The organism is Dethiosulfatarculus sandiegensis (genome assembly GCF_000931935.2).
Classification (GTDB): Bacteria; Desulfobacterota; Desulfarculia; order Desulfarculales; family Desulfarculaceae; genus Dethiosulfatarculus; species Dethiosulfatarculus sandiegensis.
The window spans coordinates 365,866-381,646 of sequence record NZ_AZAC01000011.1 but is presented as its reverse complement, the minus strand read 5'-3'; the positions used below and the strand labels follow the sequence as shown (position 1 = coordinate 381,646).

General features: G+C 48.2%; 14 protein-coding genes and 1 pseudogene. 12 read left to right on the top strand and 3 right to left on the bottom strand.

The window, feature by feature from the left end; translation table 11 throughout:
* The first annotated feature begins 270 nt into the window (after positions 1 to 270).
* From X474_RS09240 to X474_RS09230, 3 genes are all read left to right on the top strand, one after another.
* Positions 271 to 1,059, top strand: coding sequence for an EF-hand domain-containing protein (locus tag X474_RS09240; RefSeq protein WP_044348309.1), 789 nt, complete (start codon positions 271 to 273; stop codon positions 1,057 to 1,059).
* A 419-nt stretch (positions 1,060 to 1,478) separates the two neighbouring features.
* Complete coding sequence (locus tag X474_RS09235; RefSeq protein ID WP_082464258.1) at positions 1,479 to 1,787, top strand: UxaA family hydrolase; 309 nt, start codon at positions 1,479 to 1,481, stop codon at positions 1,785 to 1,787.
* A gap of 1 nt (position 1,788) precedes the next feature.
* Complete coding sequence (locus X474_RS09230; RefSeq protein WP_044348307.1) at positions 1,789 to 2,949, top strand: UxaA family hydrolase; 1,161 nt, start codon at positions 1,789 to 1,791, stop codon at positions 2,947 to 2,949.
* Between the two features lie 116 nt (positions 2,950 to 3,065).
* On the opposite strand, the gene X474_RS09225 is transcribed toward X474_RS09230, so the two are convergent.
* The 3 genes from X474_RS09225 to X474_RS25570 form a co-directional block, all read right to left on the bottom strand.
* A complete protein-coding gene (locus tag X474_RS09225) occupies positions 3,066 to 3,251 on the bottom strand; it encodes a hypothetical protein (RefSeq protein ID WP_044348306.1) in 186 nt (61 codons plus the stop codon).
* 59 nt (positions 3,252 to 3,310) lie between these two features.
* Positions 3,311 to 5,698: a molybdopterin-containing oxidoreductase family protein gene (locus X474_RS09220; protein WP_044348304.1), complete on the bottom strand. Its 2,388-nt coding sequence runs from the start codon at positions 5,696 to 5,698 to the stop codon at positions 3,311 to 3,313.
* A 189-nt stretch (positions 5,699 to 5,887) separates the two neighbouring features.
* Positions 5,888 to 6,253 carry a MarR family winged helix-turn-helix transcriptional regulator gene (locus X474_RS25570; RefSeq protein WP_052515043.1) on the bottom strand — a complete coding sequence of 122 codons (366 nt, stop codon included), beginning with the start codon at positions 6,251 to 6,253 and terminating at the stop codon, positions 5,888 to 5,890.
* A 263-nt stretch (positions 6,254 to 6,516) separates the two neighbouring features.
* Between X474_RS25570 and X474_RS09210 the strand changes: the two genes are divergently transcribed.
* The 9 genes and pseudogenes from X474_RS09210 to X474_RS09170 all read left to right on the top strand — a co-directional run bounded on the left by X474_RS09210 (position 6,517) and on the right by X474_RS09170 (position 15,698).
* The gene (locus tag X474_RS09210; protein ID WP_044348300.1) at positions 6,517 to 7,317 is read left to right on the top strand and encodes an EFR1 family ferrodoxin; all 801 of its coding nucleotides are present in this window, start codon (positions 6,517 to 6,519) and stop codon (positions 7,315 to 7,317) included.
* A 625-nt stretch (positions 7,318 to 7,942) separates the two neighbouring features.
* Positions 7,943 to 9,568, top strand: coding sequence for a TonB-dependent receptor (locus tag X474_RS09200; protein ID WP_044348296.1), 1,626 nt, complete (start codon positions 7,943 to 7,945; stop codon positions 9,566 to 9,568).
* Positions 9,537 to 10,028 (top strand): TonB-dependent receptor domain-containing protein, encoded by a 492-nt coding sequence (locus tag X474_RS27045; protein WP_044348294.1) that lies wholly within the window; start codon positions 9,537 to 9,539, stop codon positions 10,026 to 10,028. The genes X474_RS09200 and X474_RS27045 overlap by 32 nt, the downstream gene beginning before the upstream one ends.
* Before the next feature lie 101 nt (positions 10,029 to 10,129).
* Positions 10,130 to 11,011, top strand: coding sequence for a DUF4198 domain-containing protein (locus tag X474_RS09190; RefSeq protein WP_044348293.1), 882 nt, complete (start codon positions 10,130 to 10,132; stop codon positions 11,009 to 11,011).
* 110 nt (positions 11,012 to 11,121) lie between these two features.
* On the top strand, positions 11,122 to 11,721 hold the full coding sequence (locus X474_RS09185; protein WP_044348292.1) for a flavodoxin domain-containing protein: 600 nt from the start codon (positions 11,122 to 11,124) through the stop codon (positions 11,719 to 11,721).
* An 18-nt stretch (positions 11,722 to 11,739) separates the two neighbouring features.
* Positions 11,740 to 12,192 carry a MarR family winged helix-turn-helix transcriptional regulator gene (locus X474_RS09180; protein ID WP_052515042.1) on the top strand — a complete coding sequence of 151 codons (453 nt, stop codon included), beginning with the start codon at positions 11,740 to 11,742 and terminating at the stop codon, positions 12,190 to 12,192.
* Positions 12,193 to 12,613: 421 nt separating this feature from the next.
* Positions 12,614 to 13,534, top strand: a pseudogene (locus X474_RS27225) (ABC transporter substrate-binding protein); the annotation flags it as partial.
* Positions 13,535 to 13,684: 150 nt separating this feature from the next.
* Entirely contained in the window at positions 13,685 to 15,043 is a 1,359-nt protein-coding gene (locus X474_RS26775) for a GAF domain-containing sensor histidine kinase (protein WP_231688310.1), read from the top strand.
* Positions 15,036 to 15,698, top strand: coding sequence for a response regulator (locus tag X474_RS09170; protein WP_044348289.1), 663 nt, complete (start codon positions 15,036 to 15,038; stop codon positions 15,696 to 15,698). Before X474_RS26775 ends, X474_RS09170 begins: the two co-directional genes overlap by 8 nt.
* Positions 15,699 to 15,781 lie beyond the last annotated feature (83 nt).

Here is a 15,781-nt window from a genome sequence, read left to right as displayed (position 1 = left end):
TTATCTTATCTGATTTCTTTTCAGTTAATGACCAGTACCTCCCCCACTGGTCCGGTCGGGGGAAAAATTGCCCATTCTTTTTAGAATGGGCAATTCCCCGGCCACCTAACTTTAAAAATAAGCTACATACTTTCAAAAAAATAATCTACTTGAGGCATGTGGCTTGCAACTTGTCCGGGTGCCCCTAAAAACACGGCAGGAGGTGCCTATGGATGGATGAAAGCAAATGTGCAACCGTGAATGGCAATACACCAAGGAAGGGAATGAGCCATGAGTATAAGTGGCATAACGAGCGATGGTAATTACTACTATGATTACTCGCTTCAGAATAAGTCCACCGATCAGGCTGAGCATGAAGAGAGGGCCAAACAGATGGCCTCCAGGATGCTTGCCGATCTGGATGCCGATGAGGACGGGAACTTAAGCGTTTCCGAGATCGGCGTGGACGAGAGCCTGATTGCCGAAGCTGATAGCGACGGTGATGGGCTGCTCTCTGAATCCGAACTCATCGGCCTGTTGAGCAGCATGGGGCCGCCGTCCATGATGGGCGGCCCACAGGGCGGCCAGGGAGGGCCCCCTCCGGATGCTGAGGAACAATTCAGCCAAATGGACACTGACGGCGACGGGACCATAACCGAAGAGGAATTTCCGGCTGCGCGTCCGGATGACGTAACCGAGGAAATGGCTTCTGAGATGTGGGGCAGCCTTAACAGTGAAGGCGCGGAAAACCTTACTAAAGAAGAGTTTTCCGCCGCCATGCAGGCTCAAGGTCCGCCTCCGGGCGGCGGCCCAGGCCCCGCCGGTGCTGACAGTGCCGGGAATGCTTCTACAATTCTCGGGAATTCATCTGATGCTGAAGACGAAACCGAACTGGATATGAACGCCATTTTGGCCAAGATTTTGACTAATTATGGCCAGGATCAGTATCAACAGAGCATGGACAACACCCTCATCAACATGATGAGCACCGGCAGTGGATTGAACGCAAATGCCTGGCGTGTTGTCTTAAATCTAAAAGATCAGGGGGCCTCCTTAATGTTTGTTGGATATTCCGGATAACTCCTTTTACTTTTGTGAGCTATTTCGAGCCAGCCGTTTGATGCATCAATCAATAATCTGAGAATAATTCTTCTCGCGGCCCATTGGTCATGGGGCTATTTAGCCGCTTGTTTTTTGAAGTCTTTATGGCTGAAGCTGACAAAAAAGGCGCTGTTCTTTTGGGAAAACCGCTTGTTTTTGATTTAAGGTTTCAAGGAAGAGAGATGGCTGAGCCCTGTTCAGTCAGGTGATAAGCGGGTAAAGGCTCAGGGTGATAATTATATTGCCATGTATTTAAAAAATAGCTTTTCAGGGGTATCAGCCAAGGGTAAGGAACAATGGTTAGTTTTTGGGCACTTTTGAAGACCTCTCTCCAAAAGGCCCGGCCCATTTTGGAGTTGCAGAAGTCCGCATTATTTTAAGAGAGACAACCTGGAGCCATGGAATTGGAAATAGACGCCATTAAAATCAAGCAGGAAGACAATGTGGCGACCGCCCTGCGCGCTCTTAATAAGCAGGATACGGCCAAATACAGGGATGGAGAAGGTTTTAGCGAGACCCTGATTTTGGAGGATATCCCCTATGGTCATAAGTTCGCGACTCGGGATATTGCATCCGGCGAGGATATCGTTAAATACGGCGAGGTCATTGGCCGGGCGACCCGGGATATAAAAACCGGAAGCCATACTCATGTTCAAAATTTAGAGAGCCTGCGGGCGCGCGGCGATTTGGGGAAGGCGCGGGATTGATATGGAATTCTTAGGATACAGAAGAGAAAACGGTGCAGTGGGAACCCGTAATTATGTGGGTGTTTTTTCGATGGTTACCTGTGCCAATGAAGTCACCGCCGAGATTACGCGCCAAGTCAAGGGCTGCGCCTATTTTATGCACGGCCAGGGTTGCGCTCAGACTTCCGTGGATATTGACCGGGTAAACAGCACCTTGGCCGGGTTGGGAGCCAACCCGAATATTGCAAGTGTCTTACTGGTAAGCCTGGGGTGTGAATCATCCTCAGCGGAAAAAGTCGCCCGGGCCATTGCCAAAACCGGCAAGCAGGTGGAGACGATAGTGATCCAGGATATCGGCGGAGCCGCCCGGTCTGTGGCCCAGGGCTCTTTGATTACCCAGGAGATGGTTCGTAAAGCCTCGGCGCTCAAGCGCACCCCTTGCCCGATGAGTGAAATTGTCCTGGGCTTGAAGTGCGGCAGCTCAGACACCACCCAGGGCCTGGCGGCGAACCCCGCTCTGGGCATTGCCTCTGATATGTTGGTGACCCAAGGCGGCACTTCCATATTGGGTGAAGTCACTGAATTCATGGGGGCTGAACATATCCTGGCCCGGCGCGCCAAGGATAAAAAAGTAGCCGATCAGATTTTTCAATTAGTTGAACGCATGGAGAATCGGGCCATGTCCATGGGAGTGGACATGAGGGGTGGCCAGCCCACCAAGGGCAATATTGCAGGAGGGCTGAGCAGTATAGAAGAAAAATCCCTTGGCGCCATTGCCAAGTCGGGAAGCTCCGTTATTCAGGCTGTGTATGAATACGGCGAGGCTCCCAGGGAAAAGGGGCTGGTGGTTATGGATTCCCCCGGAAGGGAGCCTGAGATTCTAACCGGACTGGCAGCGGCCGGGTGTACCCTGATCGGTTTTGCCACCGGTTTAGGCGCTCCCCAGGGATTCCCCTTTGTACCGGTGGTTAAGATCACCGGCAACCCCAACACCTGGCGTAAAATGCGAGACCACATGGATGTGAACGTCAGCGGCGTAATAGACGGTTCCGAAAGTTTGCCTGCGGCCGGTGAGCGGTTGTTTGGGGAAATGGCAGAGGCAGCCTCAGGCAGGCTCACCAAGGCAGAGATAACCGGCTACTCAAAGTCAATGGATATATACATGCAAGGCCCGGTTATTTAAATTTTTAAGGGTTTTGGTTGGGCGGGCCTATTTAAAATAGATCAGGTGAGCCGCTTTTGGTCCAAAGCGGCTCACCTTTTACGCTTATGGGCCTCAACTTAGAAAAATAATTGGAATCATGCCGCTTGCCTCCCTCTTCTGACTATTTCCTCCGCCTTGCAGAGCCTGTCCGCTGAGTTGGCCACCCGGCCGCATTTCATGCAGACGTGAGTGGGGTTTTGCACAATATCAATAAAAAGCTGCAGGTTGTTCTGAATGTCTTTTTTCCTCCAAGAGCAGATCTTTTGTTTTTTATTGCCCATTTGGTTTCCTTTTCGGATGATTTTGCTTTAAAGCCGGAAAATTCCATTAAGCAAAGTTGTTAGTTTTTGGTGATGTTGCAGGGGAATCCCCGCATATGGATAGACCCGCTTATGGGGTCAAGATAATCTGATTTATACAAAAGGTTTACATTAGCCCCCTTGGCTGAATAGATGTCATGACCGGGCAGCCCAAGCTCCGGGCAGGACTGCCACCAGCCATGTTGGGTGCATACCACATTAGGGGCAACATCTTCTGTGAGTTTGGCGGTTGTGGTGATGCGTCCGTTCACTGTCTCAAGCGTTACGCTGTCTCCGTCTGCTATTCCCTGGGACAGGGCCTTTGCCTTATTGATTTCCACGTAGGGGTGAGGCTTTCTTTTTCTTAAAGAGGGCAGCCCCCGATGCTGGGATTGGCAATACTCACGCAGCTTGGCATTGATCAGCAAAAATGGATAGTTGTCCTGCGCTATTCCGGCTTGCCTGAAAATAACCTGGGGGTCGTTCCATTCAGGCAGGGGGGATTGATGTATATTTTTCAGGTGCTGGGAGAATAACTCCACTCGTCCGGTTAGATTTTTGAATCCGTTTTCCAAGTATTTTTGGTATGCCAAAGGCCTTTTCAGGAAGACGCCTCCATCTGCCCGGCGCAATTCGTCCAGCCGAATGCCGGTGGGCTCGAGCATGGACTCAAAGGCAGCCTCAATATCTCCGCCCCAAAATTGTTCTGTAAAACCAAGTCGCTCAGCCAGTTGAAAGATGATCCACAGCTCATCTTTGCTTTCACCCCGGGGATCAGCCACAGGCTCCCGCCATTGGAGACTCCACTGGTTGCCGGAAAAGTTCATGGTGTAGCCTATGCGGCCGCTTTCCCAAAAGCTGGCCGCAGGCAAGACAATATCGGCGAGCTGGGCGGTTGGGCTGAGAAAGTGCTCGACCTGCACATGGAATTCCAGCTTGGCCAGGGCATTGGCGGTGATTTTGCTGTGGGGGTTGGCTGAGACCGTGTTGGCCCCGAAAACCATGAGGCCTCTTATTTTATAAGGATCTCCTTTTTCAATTGCCCGGCATATGAGATAGGGTGGAACCGCCATTATGGTTCCGGCCGGGCCCAGGGGATGTTTTTTAAGGGCCAGGTTTTTGCCAAACATCTGTGGGGTGATGAATTCAAAGCCAAAGGGGAAGGCCAGGGGCGGGACCGGCGAACTCAGCACATTGCCGCCTTTTTTGTCGTAGTCTCCTGTGAGCGCATAAAAGGTGCAGATGCCCCGGTTGGTTTGGGTGGCGTTTAAGTTTTGCTCCACTCCGTTAAAGGAATACCAGCAGGCAGGGCTGTTTTCGGTGATCATGCGCACTGCCTGGTCAAGCATCTTGGCCGGAATTCCAGTGACCTGTTCCGTATACTCCGGGGAATAGGAGGCTACTGCCTCCTTAAGCAGCTTGAATACGGTTTTTACGGCAACTGTTTGCCCGTCTGCGAGCAAAACAGTTGTTTTGCCTTCCAGGATAAACTCCTTGTCTTTTGCTGAACCGGGTTTCAAGGAAATCGGCATTTGGGTCGTGGTATTGATCCCATAATACGAGTCATGTGCGTCACTGCCTGATTCAACCTGGGAAGAACTCAAGAGATCACCAGTGTCGCACCTCACCAGAAGCGGTGCGTTGGTCCAGTTTCTGACAAATTTTTCATCGTAAAGCCCTTTATTCAGCATGAGGTGAATCATGCCCAGGGCCAGGGCTCCGTCTGCCCCGGGTTTCACCTGGAGCCAGAGGTCGGCCTTTTTAGCTATCTCTGTTCGCCTGGGATCGACCACTATGAGTTTGGCTTTGTTTTTGCGGGCCTGGTTGATTTGCCGGTTAAAGACATTAAAGGTGTTTTTAGGGTTATGCCCCCAGATCAGGATGGATTTTGTGTTCTTGAAATCCGGCCACCCGGCGGCAAAGTCATCACCCGGCTTGCCAAAAGTTAGGGCCGAGCCGTTGTCCCGATGCCAATTGCATATGTGGGTGGTGGTCATGTGGTTCGGTGTGCCGAAGAGGTTTGCCAACCGCCGTACAAAGGAAGTGATCTCCCAGATGGGCGAAGAGACATTGGTTTGGGAAAAGGCAAAGGCCTCGGGACCGCTTTGCTCTTTGATCTCCTTCATTTTTTGGGAAATGGTTTGCAGAGCCTCTTGCCAGGAAATGCGCACCCATCCCGGATCGTTTGAGCCTTTAGGCCTGGTCCGCTTAAGCGGGTGTAAAATCCGCTGGCTGCTTGAAACCATTTCCGGCCCTGCATGGCCCTTTGGGCAAAGCGGCCGGAAAAAAGGATGGTCTTTATCCGGAAGCACCTTTTGGAATTCACCGTTTTGGCATACAGCCACCACTGGGCAATTGTTATAGCATTGCGCGCAATAAGTCCTGATCTTGTGAGCGCCTTGGTTTTGCATATGGTTCTTGGACCTCATTTCAGAGTTTCCTGTTTTGTGATGTTTAGTATCTAAACAGTATTAGCGAAAAAAACGCCGAACTTTATTCGGCCAGAGGCCGCCGCCCTTCCTGATTCAATAGTGAAGGGCATGACTGTTAAAAGTGCCGCTTAATTCCGGATCCGGCTTGTTGTAGTGTTTAGTATCTAAACTCTATAAATAAAAAAATTACTTCTCAACCGCCAGCAAACCGGCCAGTAACTTTTCCAACTTGCCTAGGAATTCTTCGATTGTTTCGGTTTTTTCTTTAGTTAACGTGTTGTAATATCGATTAAAACCGCCATCCATCGTCTCATGCCAATGCTTATGGGCAAAATAGGCTACCTTGCCTTTTGAGGTCAGCGAGACCAATGAGCGTGACAGGTTTTCCGGGTCTTCAGCTTTTGCAATTATGCCTTTTTTCTCAAGCTGCTTAAGTTTTTGGGATACCGCTCCCTTGGTGACGCCTGCCAATTTGGCTATGCCCGTAACTCCAGCATTTGTATTATCGCCAATTAATTCGATTAGATGTATGTCTGTGCCGGTTAGCTTCACATCTGTTCCGAATGTTTTGGGCCTGGCATCCAGTTGATTGACTAGTGAGACTATAGAGTTTAATTTTTGGTTTATTTGATTCATGATTGAAGAGTATAGTATCTAAACTGTATTGTCAAGCGCTACAGTGAAAGATGACCAAAGGTTTTTAGGGGTCTTTCTTTGAAGGAAATCTGCATGGTATTGAATTCCGATCAGGGGTAATACTATTAATGCTAAAAATTAGGTCGCCCCGAATAATGCTCCCAATCAGGAGAAGTCTCATGAATATTGAAGTTGTAAAGCTGGCTTGTTTTTCTCCCACCGGCACCACAAAGGCCATTGCCAAGGCCATTGCCAAGGGAATCGGTGAAACTACGGTTGAGATGGTGGATATCACCAGGCCCGAGGTGCGGGAAAAGCCCTTTAGCACAAGCGCAGACGAGTTGCTGGTAATGGCTGTGCCGGTCTATGCGGGCAGAGTGCCTGTGGTTTTAAGTGCCTGGCTGGATGCCTTTAAAGCCGATAACACGCCCGTGGTCTGTGTGGTGGTTTACGGCAACCGTGATTATGACGACGCCTTGCTTGAGCTGAAGGATATTATGAAGCAAAAGGGCGCTGTACCCTTGGCCGGTGCTGCCTTTATTGGAGAACATTCTTTTTCCAGCGAGGACACGCCTGTGGCAGTGGGGCGGCCGGATGAGGCTGATTTGAGCCTGGCCGAGGAGTTTGGCCGGAAACTGGCCGATAAGCTGAAATCATTTGAATCTATTGATGAAATTCCCGAGCTTACTGTTTCCGGCAAATACCCCTATAAAGAGTTTTCGCCTCCGATCTCCGCTGACTTTATGATCGTAAGCGATGAATGCACCCAATGCGGCCTTTGCGCTGAAGCCTGTCCCACCGGGGCCATCAACCCGGAGGAAAGTTCTGATGTTGTCCAGGAAAAATGCATTCGCTGTTGCGCCTGTATCAAGATCTGCCCTGAAGGGGCCAGGGTGATGAAACCGTCTCCCCTCAAGGATATTGCAGTTAAATTGTTTAATAATTGCAAAGAAAGAAAAGAACCGGTTTTGTTCTTTTAATAGGTTACCTGGATTTTTACACCTTTGTGTGCTGGAACGGCATGGCAAAAGTCCGCTTTTGCCATGCCAAGACTTTTTATTAGGAAGCCCATACCACCTGAAAGCTGCCTGAAAGCAAAAACACTCCAGTAAAAGCCTCTGTTTCAAATCCGGCCGGGCCGACTGTCGCCTTCAAGATAAATATATCCGCCTTCTTTTTTGCTTATGAAAGTGACCCTTAATTAGATAAAGGTATAAAAATAATTTAGGTTGCACAAATTTTATGTATAGTGTATAGCAGCTATGCACATTCAAAAGGTCACGAAGCATTATTTATGTGATTTTTGATTGTTATGCTAATTCACTGGTTTTGTTTTTATTTCAAGGGGGATAACCCCTTTTAAGGCAAAGTAAGGGATCTGCGGCTTAAAAGCCAAACAGGCCTGGTGATGTACTCGGAGACTGTCTACTCGAACCGCGGGGGTGGGGGCTGTTTTTTCCTGCGGAAAGTCTGTTGGTTTTTTTGCCCAGAAAGAGTGCAAATTAAAGACCTCAGCCTGAATGTGTTCGGTCCTTGGCTGCTTCATTGGCCAGGTTGAACCTGGATTTTGTATTCCCTATGGGTGCAAATGGAAAGAAATGCAATATGATCCGGTTTAGATGCCGTAACGCCGCTTTGGCCGGGCTGTTGTTCAGCCTGGCTTTTTACGCGGCTCCTGCCCGGGCCCAAGAAAAAGACCTGACGGATCATCAGTTGGACCCGGTTGCGGTCACCGCTCAAAAAAAGGTAGAAAAATCGAAAGACATTCCCATAAGCATGGATGCTTTCTCCGGTGTGCAGATTGAAGACGCCGGGATTACCGATATGAAAGAGCTTGTCACCTACACCCCCAATGTTTTCACCACCCCGGCTGTGGATAATTGCTCAATCGTCATCAGGGGTATTTCCACTCACAACGTGGCCTTGACTCCAGCCGCAGGGCTTTTTGTCAATGACATCAGCTACCCCTTGAACAGAATGCAGAACCAGGACTTAATTGATATAGAGCGTATCGAGGTTTTGAGAGGACCTCAGGGTACGCTTTACGGTAAGAATACCGAGTCAGGCGCCATCAACATCATAACCAGACAGCCGGGTAATGATCTGAGGGCAAAAGTCTACGGAGACTTTGGTTATTATGATGCGCCGCATTCAAGTGTTCCCATATACAGGTTGGGCGGCAGTGTCAGCGGCCCTATTTTGGAAGACAAGCTTTTTGTGGGGCTTGCCTTTCAAGGCAAGGGCTCCGACGGCTTCATGAAAAATATTTACGACGGAGATGAGGAAGTAGCCAAGATAGACCGTAAAATCGGCCGCCTGAATCTTCGCTACAAGCCTTCAGAGCTCTGGGAAATATCTTTTTCAACCGACTTTGGTGAGAATAGAGACGGCTACGGTTATTTGAGATATGACAACGGCATGGGCAAGAGTGATCCCTATGAACTTAGTTGGAATCTGGGCAACACCTGGAAAGAAGACAACAACAAGCAGGTGATCAAGGCCGGATACACAGTCCGGGCCTTTAATCTGCTCTCCATCACCACCAGAAGCGCCTTTGACACTCAGTTTAAACATGACGCTGATTACGGCCCATTCCTCCTGCAGTATCAGGACTGGGATTTCGACATTACTTCCTGGACCCGGGAATTCATATTTTCCTCCCCCAAAGAAGCCCAAAAATTATCCTGGGTTGCCGGAGTTTACGGGGCCAGGGACGAGACCTCTGTAAAGGCGCATATCCCGGCCTTGTTTGCCATGCGTGATACTGATACGGAAGGCGAAACTCTGGCTGTGTTTGGTCAGGGAACCTACACCCTCTATGAAAGGCTGCACCTTACCCTGGGGCTTCGTTATGAACATCAGGATATGGAGGCGGGTCAGACCAACTTTTACGCCTTAAGACAGCACTACAAAACAAATGACACCAACAGCGAATTCTTGCCCAAGGTATCGGCCGCCTATGATCTGACTGAAAACATCATGGCTTATGCCTCCTTTGCCAAGGGCTTTTTATCCGGCGGTTATGATTTCAACTTTGCCGCCAGTGCCGATGATCTTTATTACAAACCCGAGCACACCCAAAGTTATGAGGCGGGGCTGAAAACCAACTTCTGGGACAACAGGCTCACGGTAAGCGCCTCTGTCTTTAATCTTGATATAGAAGGACAAGCAGGTTGTGGAATGGCCTGTGGGTCAGCCCGTGACCAAAAGGCGGGTGCTCAACGCGGCTGAGGCCGCCTCAAATGGCTTTGAGCTGGAATTGGCTGCCAAGCCTTTACCCGGATTCAATGTTTTTGCCGGTTTTGGCTACACCGAGGGCAAGTTCGGCAATTGGGTTGCCAAGCGTCCGGACGGCGGTTCCTTTGATTATGACGGTAAATACCTGCCCAACGCCCCAAAATACACCTTTCATGTGGGCGCTCAATACCGCCTGCAAAACGGCATTTTCATGCGGGTCGATCTTTTGGGCACCGGCGATTACTACTACGACTCCGAGAACCTGAAAGAGATCGAAGGCTATGCGACCTTCAATCTGAGGTTTGGTTATGAACAGGAGGATTATGACATCATCCTGTGGGCCAATAACCTATTTGACGAAAGATACCTGGTCAGCAAAGTCGAGTTCATGGGAGAGCTGGTTCAGGATGGTCTGCCCCGCACCGTTGGCCTCGCCTTGAGGTATCGCTTCTGATCTTTAGTTCTTAACTTTGATCTCAAGCTGCGGGGAGCTCCTGAAACCTGATCTGTTGGTTTGGACTCTCCCCGCGCCTTGCAAAAGACAAGGAGGAAAAAGTGAAAAATCTGTTAAAGGCAACCTTGGTTGTGCTTTTGTTCGCCGCCCAGGCAGACGCCCATTCTCTTTGGGTGAATTCATTTGAATCTTTTGCCCATGCACCAGGCCATACCACTGTGGCTTTGGGATGGGGGCACGCATTGCCTCTTGATGATATGCCGAACAGCACCTATGCCAGGGTTGTTGTTGAGGAATTCAACCTGGTTAATCCGGACGGCAACAAGACGCATTTGTATAAGCCCAAGCCGGAATTAGCCAAGCCCTTTATCTCCACCGCGGATTTTGACCTGTTTAACGCAGATGTAGCCTGCCAGAAAGCGGCTCTTAAGAAAGAGACACAAAAAGGGAACTACCTGATAGAGGCTGCATCGAAAAAGACCTTTTATACAAGTTATGTTGACAAAAAAGGGCGCACGCGCCTGGCCCTTAAACCGCAGAACCAGGTAACGGATCGTAAAAAAGTTTTATTTTCAGTCCAACACCAGCCCTTTGCCAAGTCTAATCTCACAGTTGGAAAATGGAGCCAACCCAAACCTGTGGGCCACGGCCTGGAGATTACGCCTTTGACGGATCTTTCCAAGGTAAGGGTGGGGGATATGGTTCTGTTTGATGCCAGGTTCCATGGCAAGCCCCCTTCTTACGGACCTAAAAGCATTGAATACATAACCGCCTACAGTTCAGGCTTTGGCCTGCCCGACGGCTTTGCCTTGTTCTCTTATCTTAAGGGAGGAAAGGCCGGGTTCAGGGTGCAGAGCGCGGGGCAGTGGCTGGTTAATGTTTTTCATAATGAAAATGTGACCAAAGACGGCCCGCTCAAGGATCTTTTCGGCAAGGTCACTTCGGCCAACTATGGGGCAACCCAGACTTTTACGGTTAAATGATTTAAGGCGTTCAAACAGTCCGGTGCATCGGATCGGTCTGATGCACCAATTATCAGACGGATTCAGGGGAAATCGGGCCCGAATTTTCTAAATATAAGAAAGGAAGCTCCATGCAAAGGAAAACCCTTCTCTGCTTTGCCGGAAAGACAGGGACCACTGAAACAGCAGCCCGGATTATTACAGATCACCTGCGCCAGGACGGGGAGTGCTGTGTTTGCCTACCTGCTTCTGAAGTAAAAAGCCTGACTGAATTTCAAAGGGTGATCATCGCAAGCCCCTTGTACTACGGCAAATGCCCTGAAGAGATCACCGAGTTTATGCAAAAAAATAAAGAGCCCTTGGCCGGGCTTGAGGTGATGGTTTTCTTTATCTGCCTCAGATTGGCCCAAAGTGAAGAAGTGTTGCCTTATGACCTTTATGTTGACCCGCAATTAAAGGAACCGCTAAAACCGCTCTCCAAAATGGGTATGATGGAGAAGAGCCATTCTCTTTCTTACTACCTGGAGCCTTTGAAAGATCTCCTGTTCGTAATTAATCCCCAAAGTTTAGCTTTTTTTAAAGGGAATCTGCTTTTCAAGGCTTTGGATTTCAAAAGCCGCATGGTTATGCGGCTTATGTGTTTTTTAATGAAGCAAGTCTCTGAAGGTGAATTTCTAAATAAGGCGGAATTGCATCGCTGGAGCAGTTCGCAATTGAAAGATGAAAAATAAATTTGTATATAGGGCTCTATGGCAAATTTTGAACTGCAACAAAAGACTCAAAATTCCCTGGCCTCATTTTTAGCCAAATATGAAAGGGTCGGCAAGGAACCCTATGTGTTCGCCGGGGTCAGGCTTTATCCGGCAGAGGTGCATGCCCTGGAATTTATCTGGCAGAAAAAGGTCTCTTTTGTCTCTGAGCTTGCCAAAGAGACGAACATCACCCGTGGGGCCGCCTCCCAGGTAACCATAAAGCTTTTTAAAAAAGGCCTGCTCAGGCAAACAACCGACCCCAAGAACAAAAGCCGTAAGCTGCTGAAAACCACTCCCAAAGGTGAACAGGTCTGCCTGGCCCACGCAGCTCACCATCAGGAAAGGGACGCGGATTTTTACCATTTCGTAGATTCCGTAAGCGACCGGGAGCTGGAATCAGTGAAACTCTTTATGCAAAAGCTGAATGAATGGATTGAAGGGTATATGTGACCCTGAAACCGGTTTATATGTTGTAGACTCTATTCCTAATTAATACAGCTAGTTGCATCTTTAAGACCTCACGATTGCATTGAGGCCGCCTTTAATTGCCAACTCTAAAGTTTTCCTTCTTTATTACTCTTGATGTTATATTTCAGATGTTGATGCAGGTTCCGGTTTAATTCTGAAATATGTAATAAATAGTCGGTACTTATCCATGGTTTTAATGGGGTTTGACCTGACTTCAAATGAATGCTTCAATTGCAGGCCGGTAATCGCACTCATTTAAGCTGCCGGACTGGCTATTTTTTAAAGAGAATCCTTGAATATCGCTTTGCCTGGCATCCGGGGAAGAATTAATTTGTTTTGTGCGATAGGTTATTTTTTTACTAAATATAAGGCTATTGCTATAGTCTTCCTGTCGGTTTTTATAATGCTAGCAGCTGGTGACTTGTTGGCTGCTGCCGAAAACAGTGTGGATGTTATAGCGAAGCAGAAGATACTTGTTATTCAATCTTTTCATCGCGGTCAAAAATGGAGCGATGATATATCCAATAGCATTATCAAGGAGGTTAATAGCTGGGAAAGACCGGTTGAATTGTTTTTTGAATATATGGATACAAAAAACAATTATGATCATGAACATTTGGAAAATCTGTACCGATTATATAAATATAAGTACGCAAAGCGCAAAATAGACGTGATTATAGCGACAGATGATAATGCCTTACGTTTTCTGATCGACTATGGCTTTGATCTGTTCAGTGATATACCGGTGGTCTTTTGCGGGATTAAATATTTTGATGATTCTTTACTGTATGGGCATAAACGCTTTACTGGTATTGTAGAATCGGTCGATATCTATAAAACATTAGATGTAGCTGTAAAATTTCATCCATCCAGAAAGAAAATGCTGATAGTTGTGGATAATACAACTACCAGTGTTTCAATAATTCAGTCTTTTATTCCTGTATTAAAGAAAATGAACGGGAAAGTGGCTTTTAAGTTTACCGAGGCCTTAACTGTAAAAGATCTTTCAAAAAAGTTGCGTTCCCTGGGTAAAGATACAATAGTGATGCTGGCCAACTTTACTCAGGATAAGAATGGTGTGTTGCTTTCCATTCAGGAAAGTGCCAGGCTGGTTGCGAATAACTGTTCGGTTCCTGTTTACTGTCTTTGGGACAGTTACCTGGGCTCTGGAGTTGTGGGCGGGTGTCTGGTGAGCGCGGGAGAACAGGGTGGAAAGGCGGCTAAAATAGCGCACAAGATACTGAACGGCCTCCAGGTTTCTCAAATACCCGTAAATGTAAATAATCCCAATAAGTATTTCTTTGATTATGCAAAACTTAAGCAGTTTGGTATAAAAGAAAACCGCTTACCACCAGACTCAATAATAATCAATGAGCCTGTGTCGGTATATCATAAATATAAAAAGATAATATGGAGTATTGCCGCAAGTATTTTTGGCCTTACCTTAATTATTTTTATACTTAGCATTAATCTTTTGGCGCGAAGAAGAGCGGAAAAATCCTTAAAAAACTATTCGGAAAAACTTCAGTTTTTGCACTCCATCGACAGGATAATCCTGGAACTTAGGGATATCCAGACAACGGCTAAATCTGTGTTGAAACCCCTGCGGGCCTTGTTTGGCTGCCAGAGGTCCAGTGTAATATTATTTGATTTTAAAAAAGGCAGGGCAAAGGTCCTGGCTTTGGATACCGCCTTTGGCACCTCCCTTAAGACAGGCACTGAATATAACCTGGGCGATTATGATATCGCCAGGCTGAAACAGGGCAAGATTCAGATTGCAAACGACTTGAGCCGTAAATCCAATATCACCCGGACTGATAGAATTTTGGCTGATGTTGGCTATAAATCTTTTTATAGAATACCCATGTTGGCCGGCGGCGGGTTGATGGGCATAATAAGTCTGGTCTATACCTCGCCCCGGGAGCTTGAGAGCCGCTCCATTGATAACTCTTCAGGGTCAGATAAGCATGCTGACATTTTGCACGATAAGCCGCCGAATAATATTATTGAAATCCTGCGCAATAAGAAAACATGGCCTGTTTTCTGGCATAAATTCCAGGATCAGGAGAACCTGAAAGTGGGTAAGGATATTGCCGACACCCTGGCCATATCCATTCAAAACTATAAGCTTTGGCAGCAGGTTAAGAAACATGAGCTGGAGCTGCAGGGTATGTCGGCCAGGATAATGGAGGCCCAGGAAGCGGAGCGGAAAAGGATAGCCTTGGAACTGCATGATGAAATGGGCCAGGCCCTGACCGCGATCAATATTAATCTTTCCGTGATGCAGAACAAGATCAGTGGTTTTCCTGCGGAAGGCCTGCCTCGGAGGCTGACCGAAACCATTGAGCAGGTTGAAAATTTGGCCGAACAGCTCCATGACCTGTCATTGGATTTGAGGCCGCCCATGTTGGACGATTTGGGCCTGGTTCCCACTTTGCGCTGGTATGCCAAGGTCTTTTCCAAAAGACTTAACCTTAATATAGAGTTCACCGCTGATGAATGCCGGGAGATTCCTTCGGAATATGTCATTGTTCTGTATCGGCTCACCCAAGAGGCCCTGAACAATATAGCCAAGCACGCCTCCGCCACCAGGGTCTGGATCAGGCTGAAATGCCTTTCAGGCAAGTTGCGGTTGATTGTTCAAGACAATGGGAGCGGCTTTGATCTTGCCGAGGCTTTGTCGGCTTTTGGCCCTTCAACAGGTGTGGGGCTCTTGGGCATGCGGGAGAGACTTGATTTTTTGGGCGGAGATCTGGATATTTCATCCAAGCCGGGCAGCGGCACTCAAATTTCGGCTTTCCTGCCCATGAAAGGCCGGGTAAAGGATGTCTGATAATATCAGGGTCATTTTGGCTGATGATCATACTTTGGTCCGCAAGGGGTTGATTGCCCTGCTTGACGACACTGATATACAGGTTGTCGGCGATGCGGAAGATGGCCGGGAGGTTCTGGAAAAAGCGGCTCAATTGGAGCCGGATGTAGTGGTGATGGATATCAGCATGCCGTCGTTAAACGGCCTGGAGGCAACGCGTCAGCTCAAAAAAAGCCTGCCCAAGACAAAAGTTTTGATCCTTACCATGCACTCCAACGAAGAATACGTCTATGAGACCTTACGGGCCGGTGCCTCCGGTTATTTAATCAAGCGAAGCGCTCCCAGGGAATTGATAGCCGCCATAAAGGCGGCCCACCGGGGTGAGTATTTTCTCAGCCCCAGCATTTCAGCCACGGTGATTCAAAAATATCTGCAACAGGCGGCCGGTGACTCAGAGCCCGCCCCTCCCGGTTTTACGGCCTTGACCCCCCGGGAGCGGGAGGTCATTCAGCTCATAGCAGAGGGGCTTTCCAATCCCCAGATAGCGGACCAGCTGTGTGTCAGCCTTAAAACAGTGAAAACCCACCGTTCCAATTTAATGGAGAAACTGGACCTGCATAACACCGCTGAGATCACCCGTTATGCCATTCACACCGGACTCATTTCTGTTGATTGATAATTTTTTAAAATAATTGGTAAATCGCAGAAGAGTATGGGCAAATCACCCATGTGCAGCGGTTTTTACCCGGCCGGTTTTCT

Bases quoted from the DNA above. Each gene is read 5' to 3' on its own strand.
- X474_RS09240 (WP_044348309.1), top strand. From the start codon at position 271: ATGAGTATAAGTGGCATAACGAGCGATGGTAATTACTACTATGATTAC.
- X474_RS09235 (WP_082464258.1), top strand. From the start codon at position 1,479: ATGGAATTGGAAATAGACGCCATTAAAATCAAGCAGGAAGACAATGTG.
- X474_RS09230 (WP_044348307.1), top strand. From the start codon at position 1,789: ATGGAATTCTTAGGATACAGAAGAGAAAACGGTGCAGTGGGAACCCGT.
- X474_RS09225 (WP_044348306.1), bottom strand. From the start codon at position 3,251: ATGGGCAATAAAAAACAAAAGATCTGCTCTTGGAGGAAAAAAGACATT.
- X474_RS09220 (WP_044348304.1), bottom strand. From the start codon at position 5,698: ATGAGGTCCAAGAACCATATGCAAAACCAAGGCGCTCACAAGATCAGG.
- X474_RS09210 (WP_044348300.1), top strand. From the start codon at position 6,517: ATGAATATTGAAGTTGTAAAGCTGGCTTGTTTTTCTCCCACCGGCACC.
- X474_RS09200 (WP_044348296.1), top strand. From the start codon at position 7,943: ATGATCCGGTTTAGATGCCGTAACGCCGCTTTGGCCGGGCTGTTGTTC.
- X474_RS09185 (WP_044348292.1), top strand. From the start codon at position 11,122: ATGCAAAGGAAAACCCTTCTCTGCTTTGCCGGAAAGACAGGGACCACT.
- X474_RS09180 (WP_052515042.1), top strand. From the start codon at position 11,740: ATGGCAAATTTTGAACTGCAACAAAAGACTCAAAATTCCCTGGCCTCA.
- X474_RS09170 (WP_044348289.1), top strand. From the start codon at position 15,036: ATGTCTGATAATATCAGGGTCATTTTGGCTGATGATCATACTTTGGTC.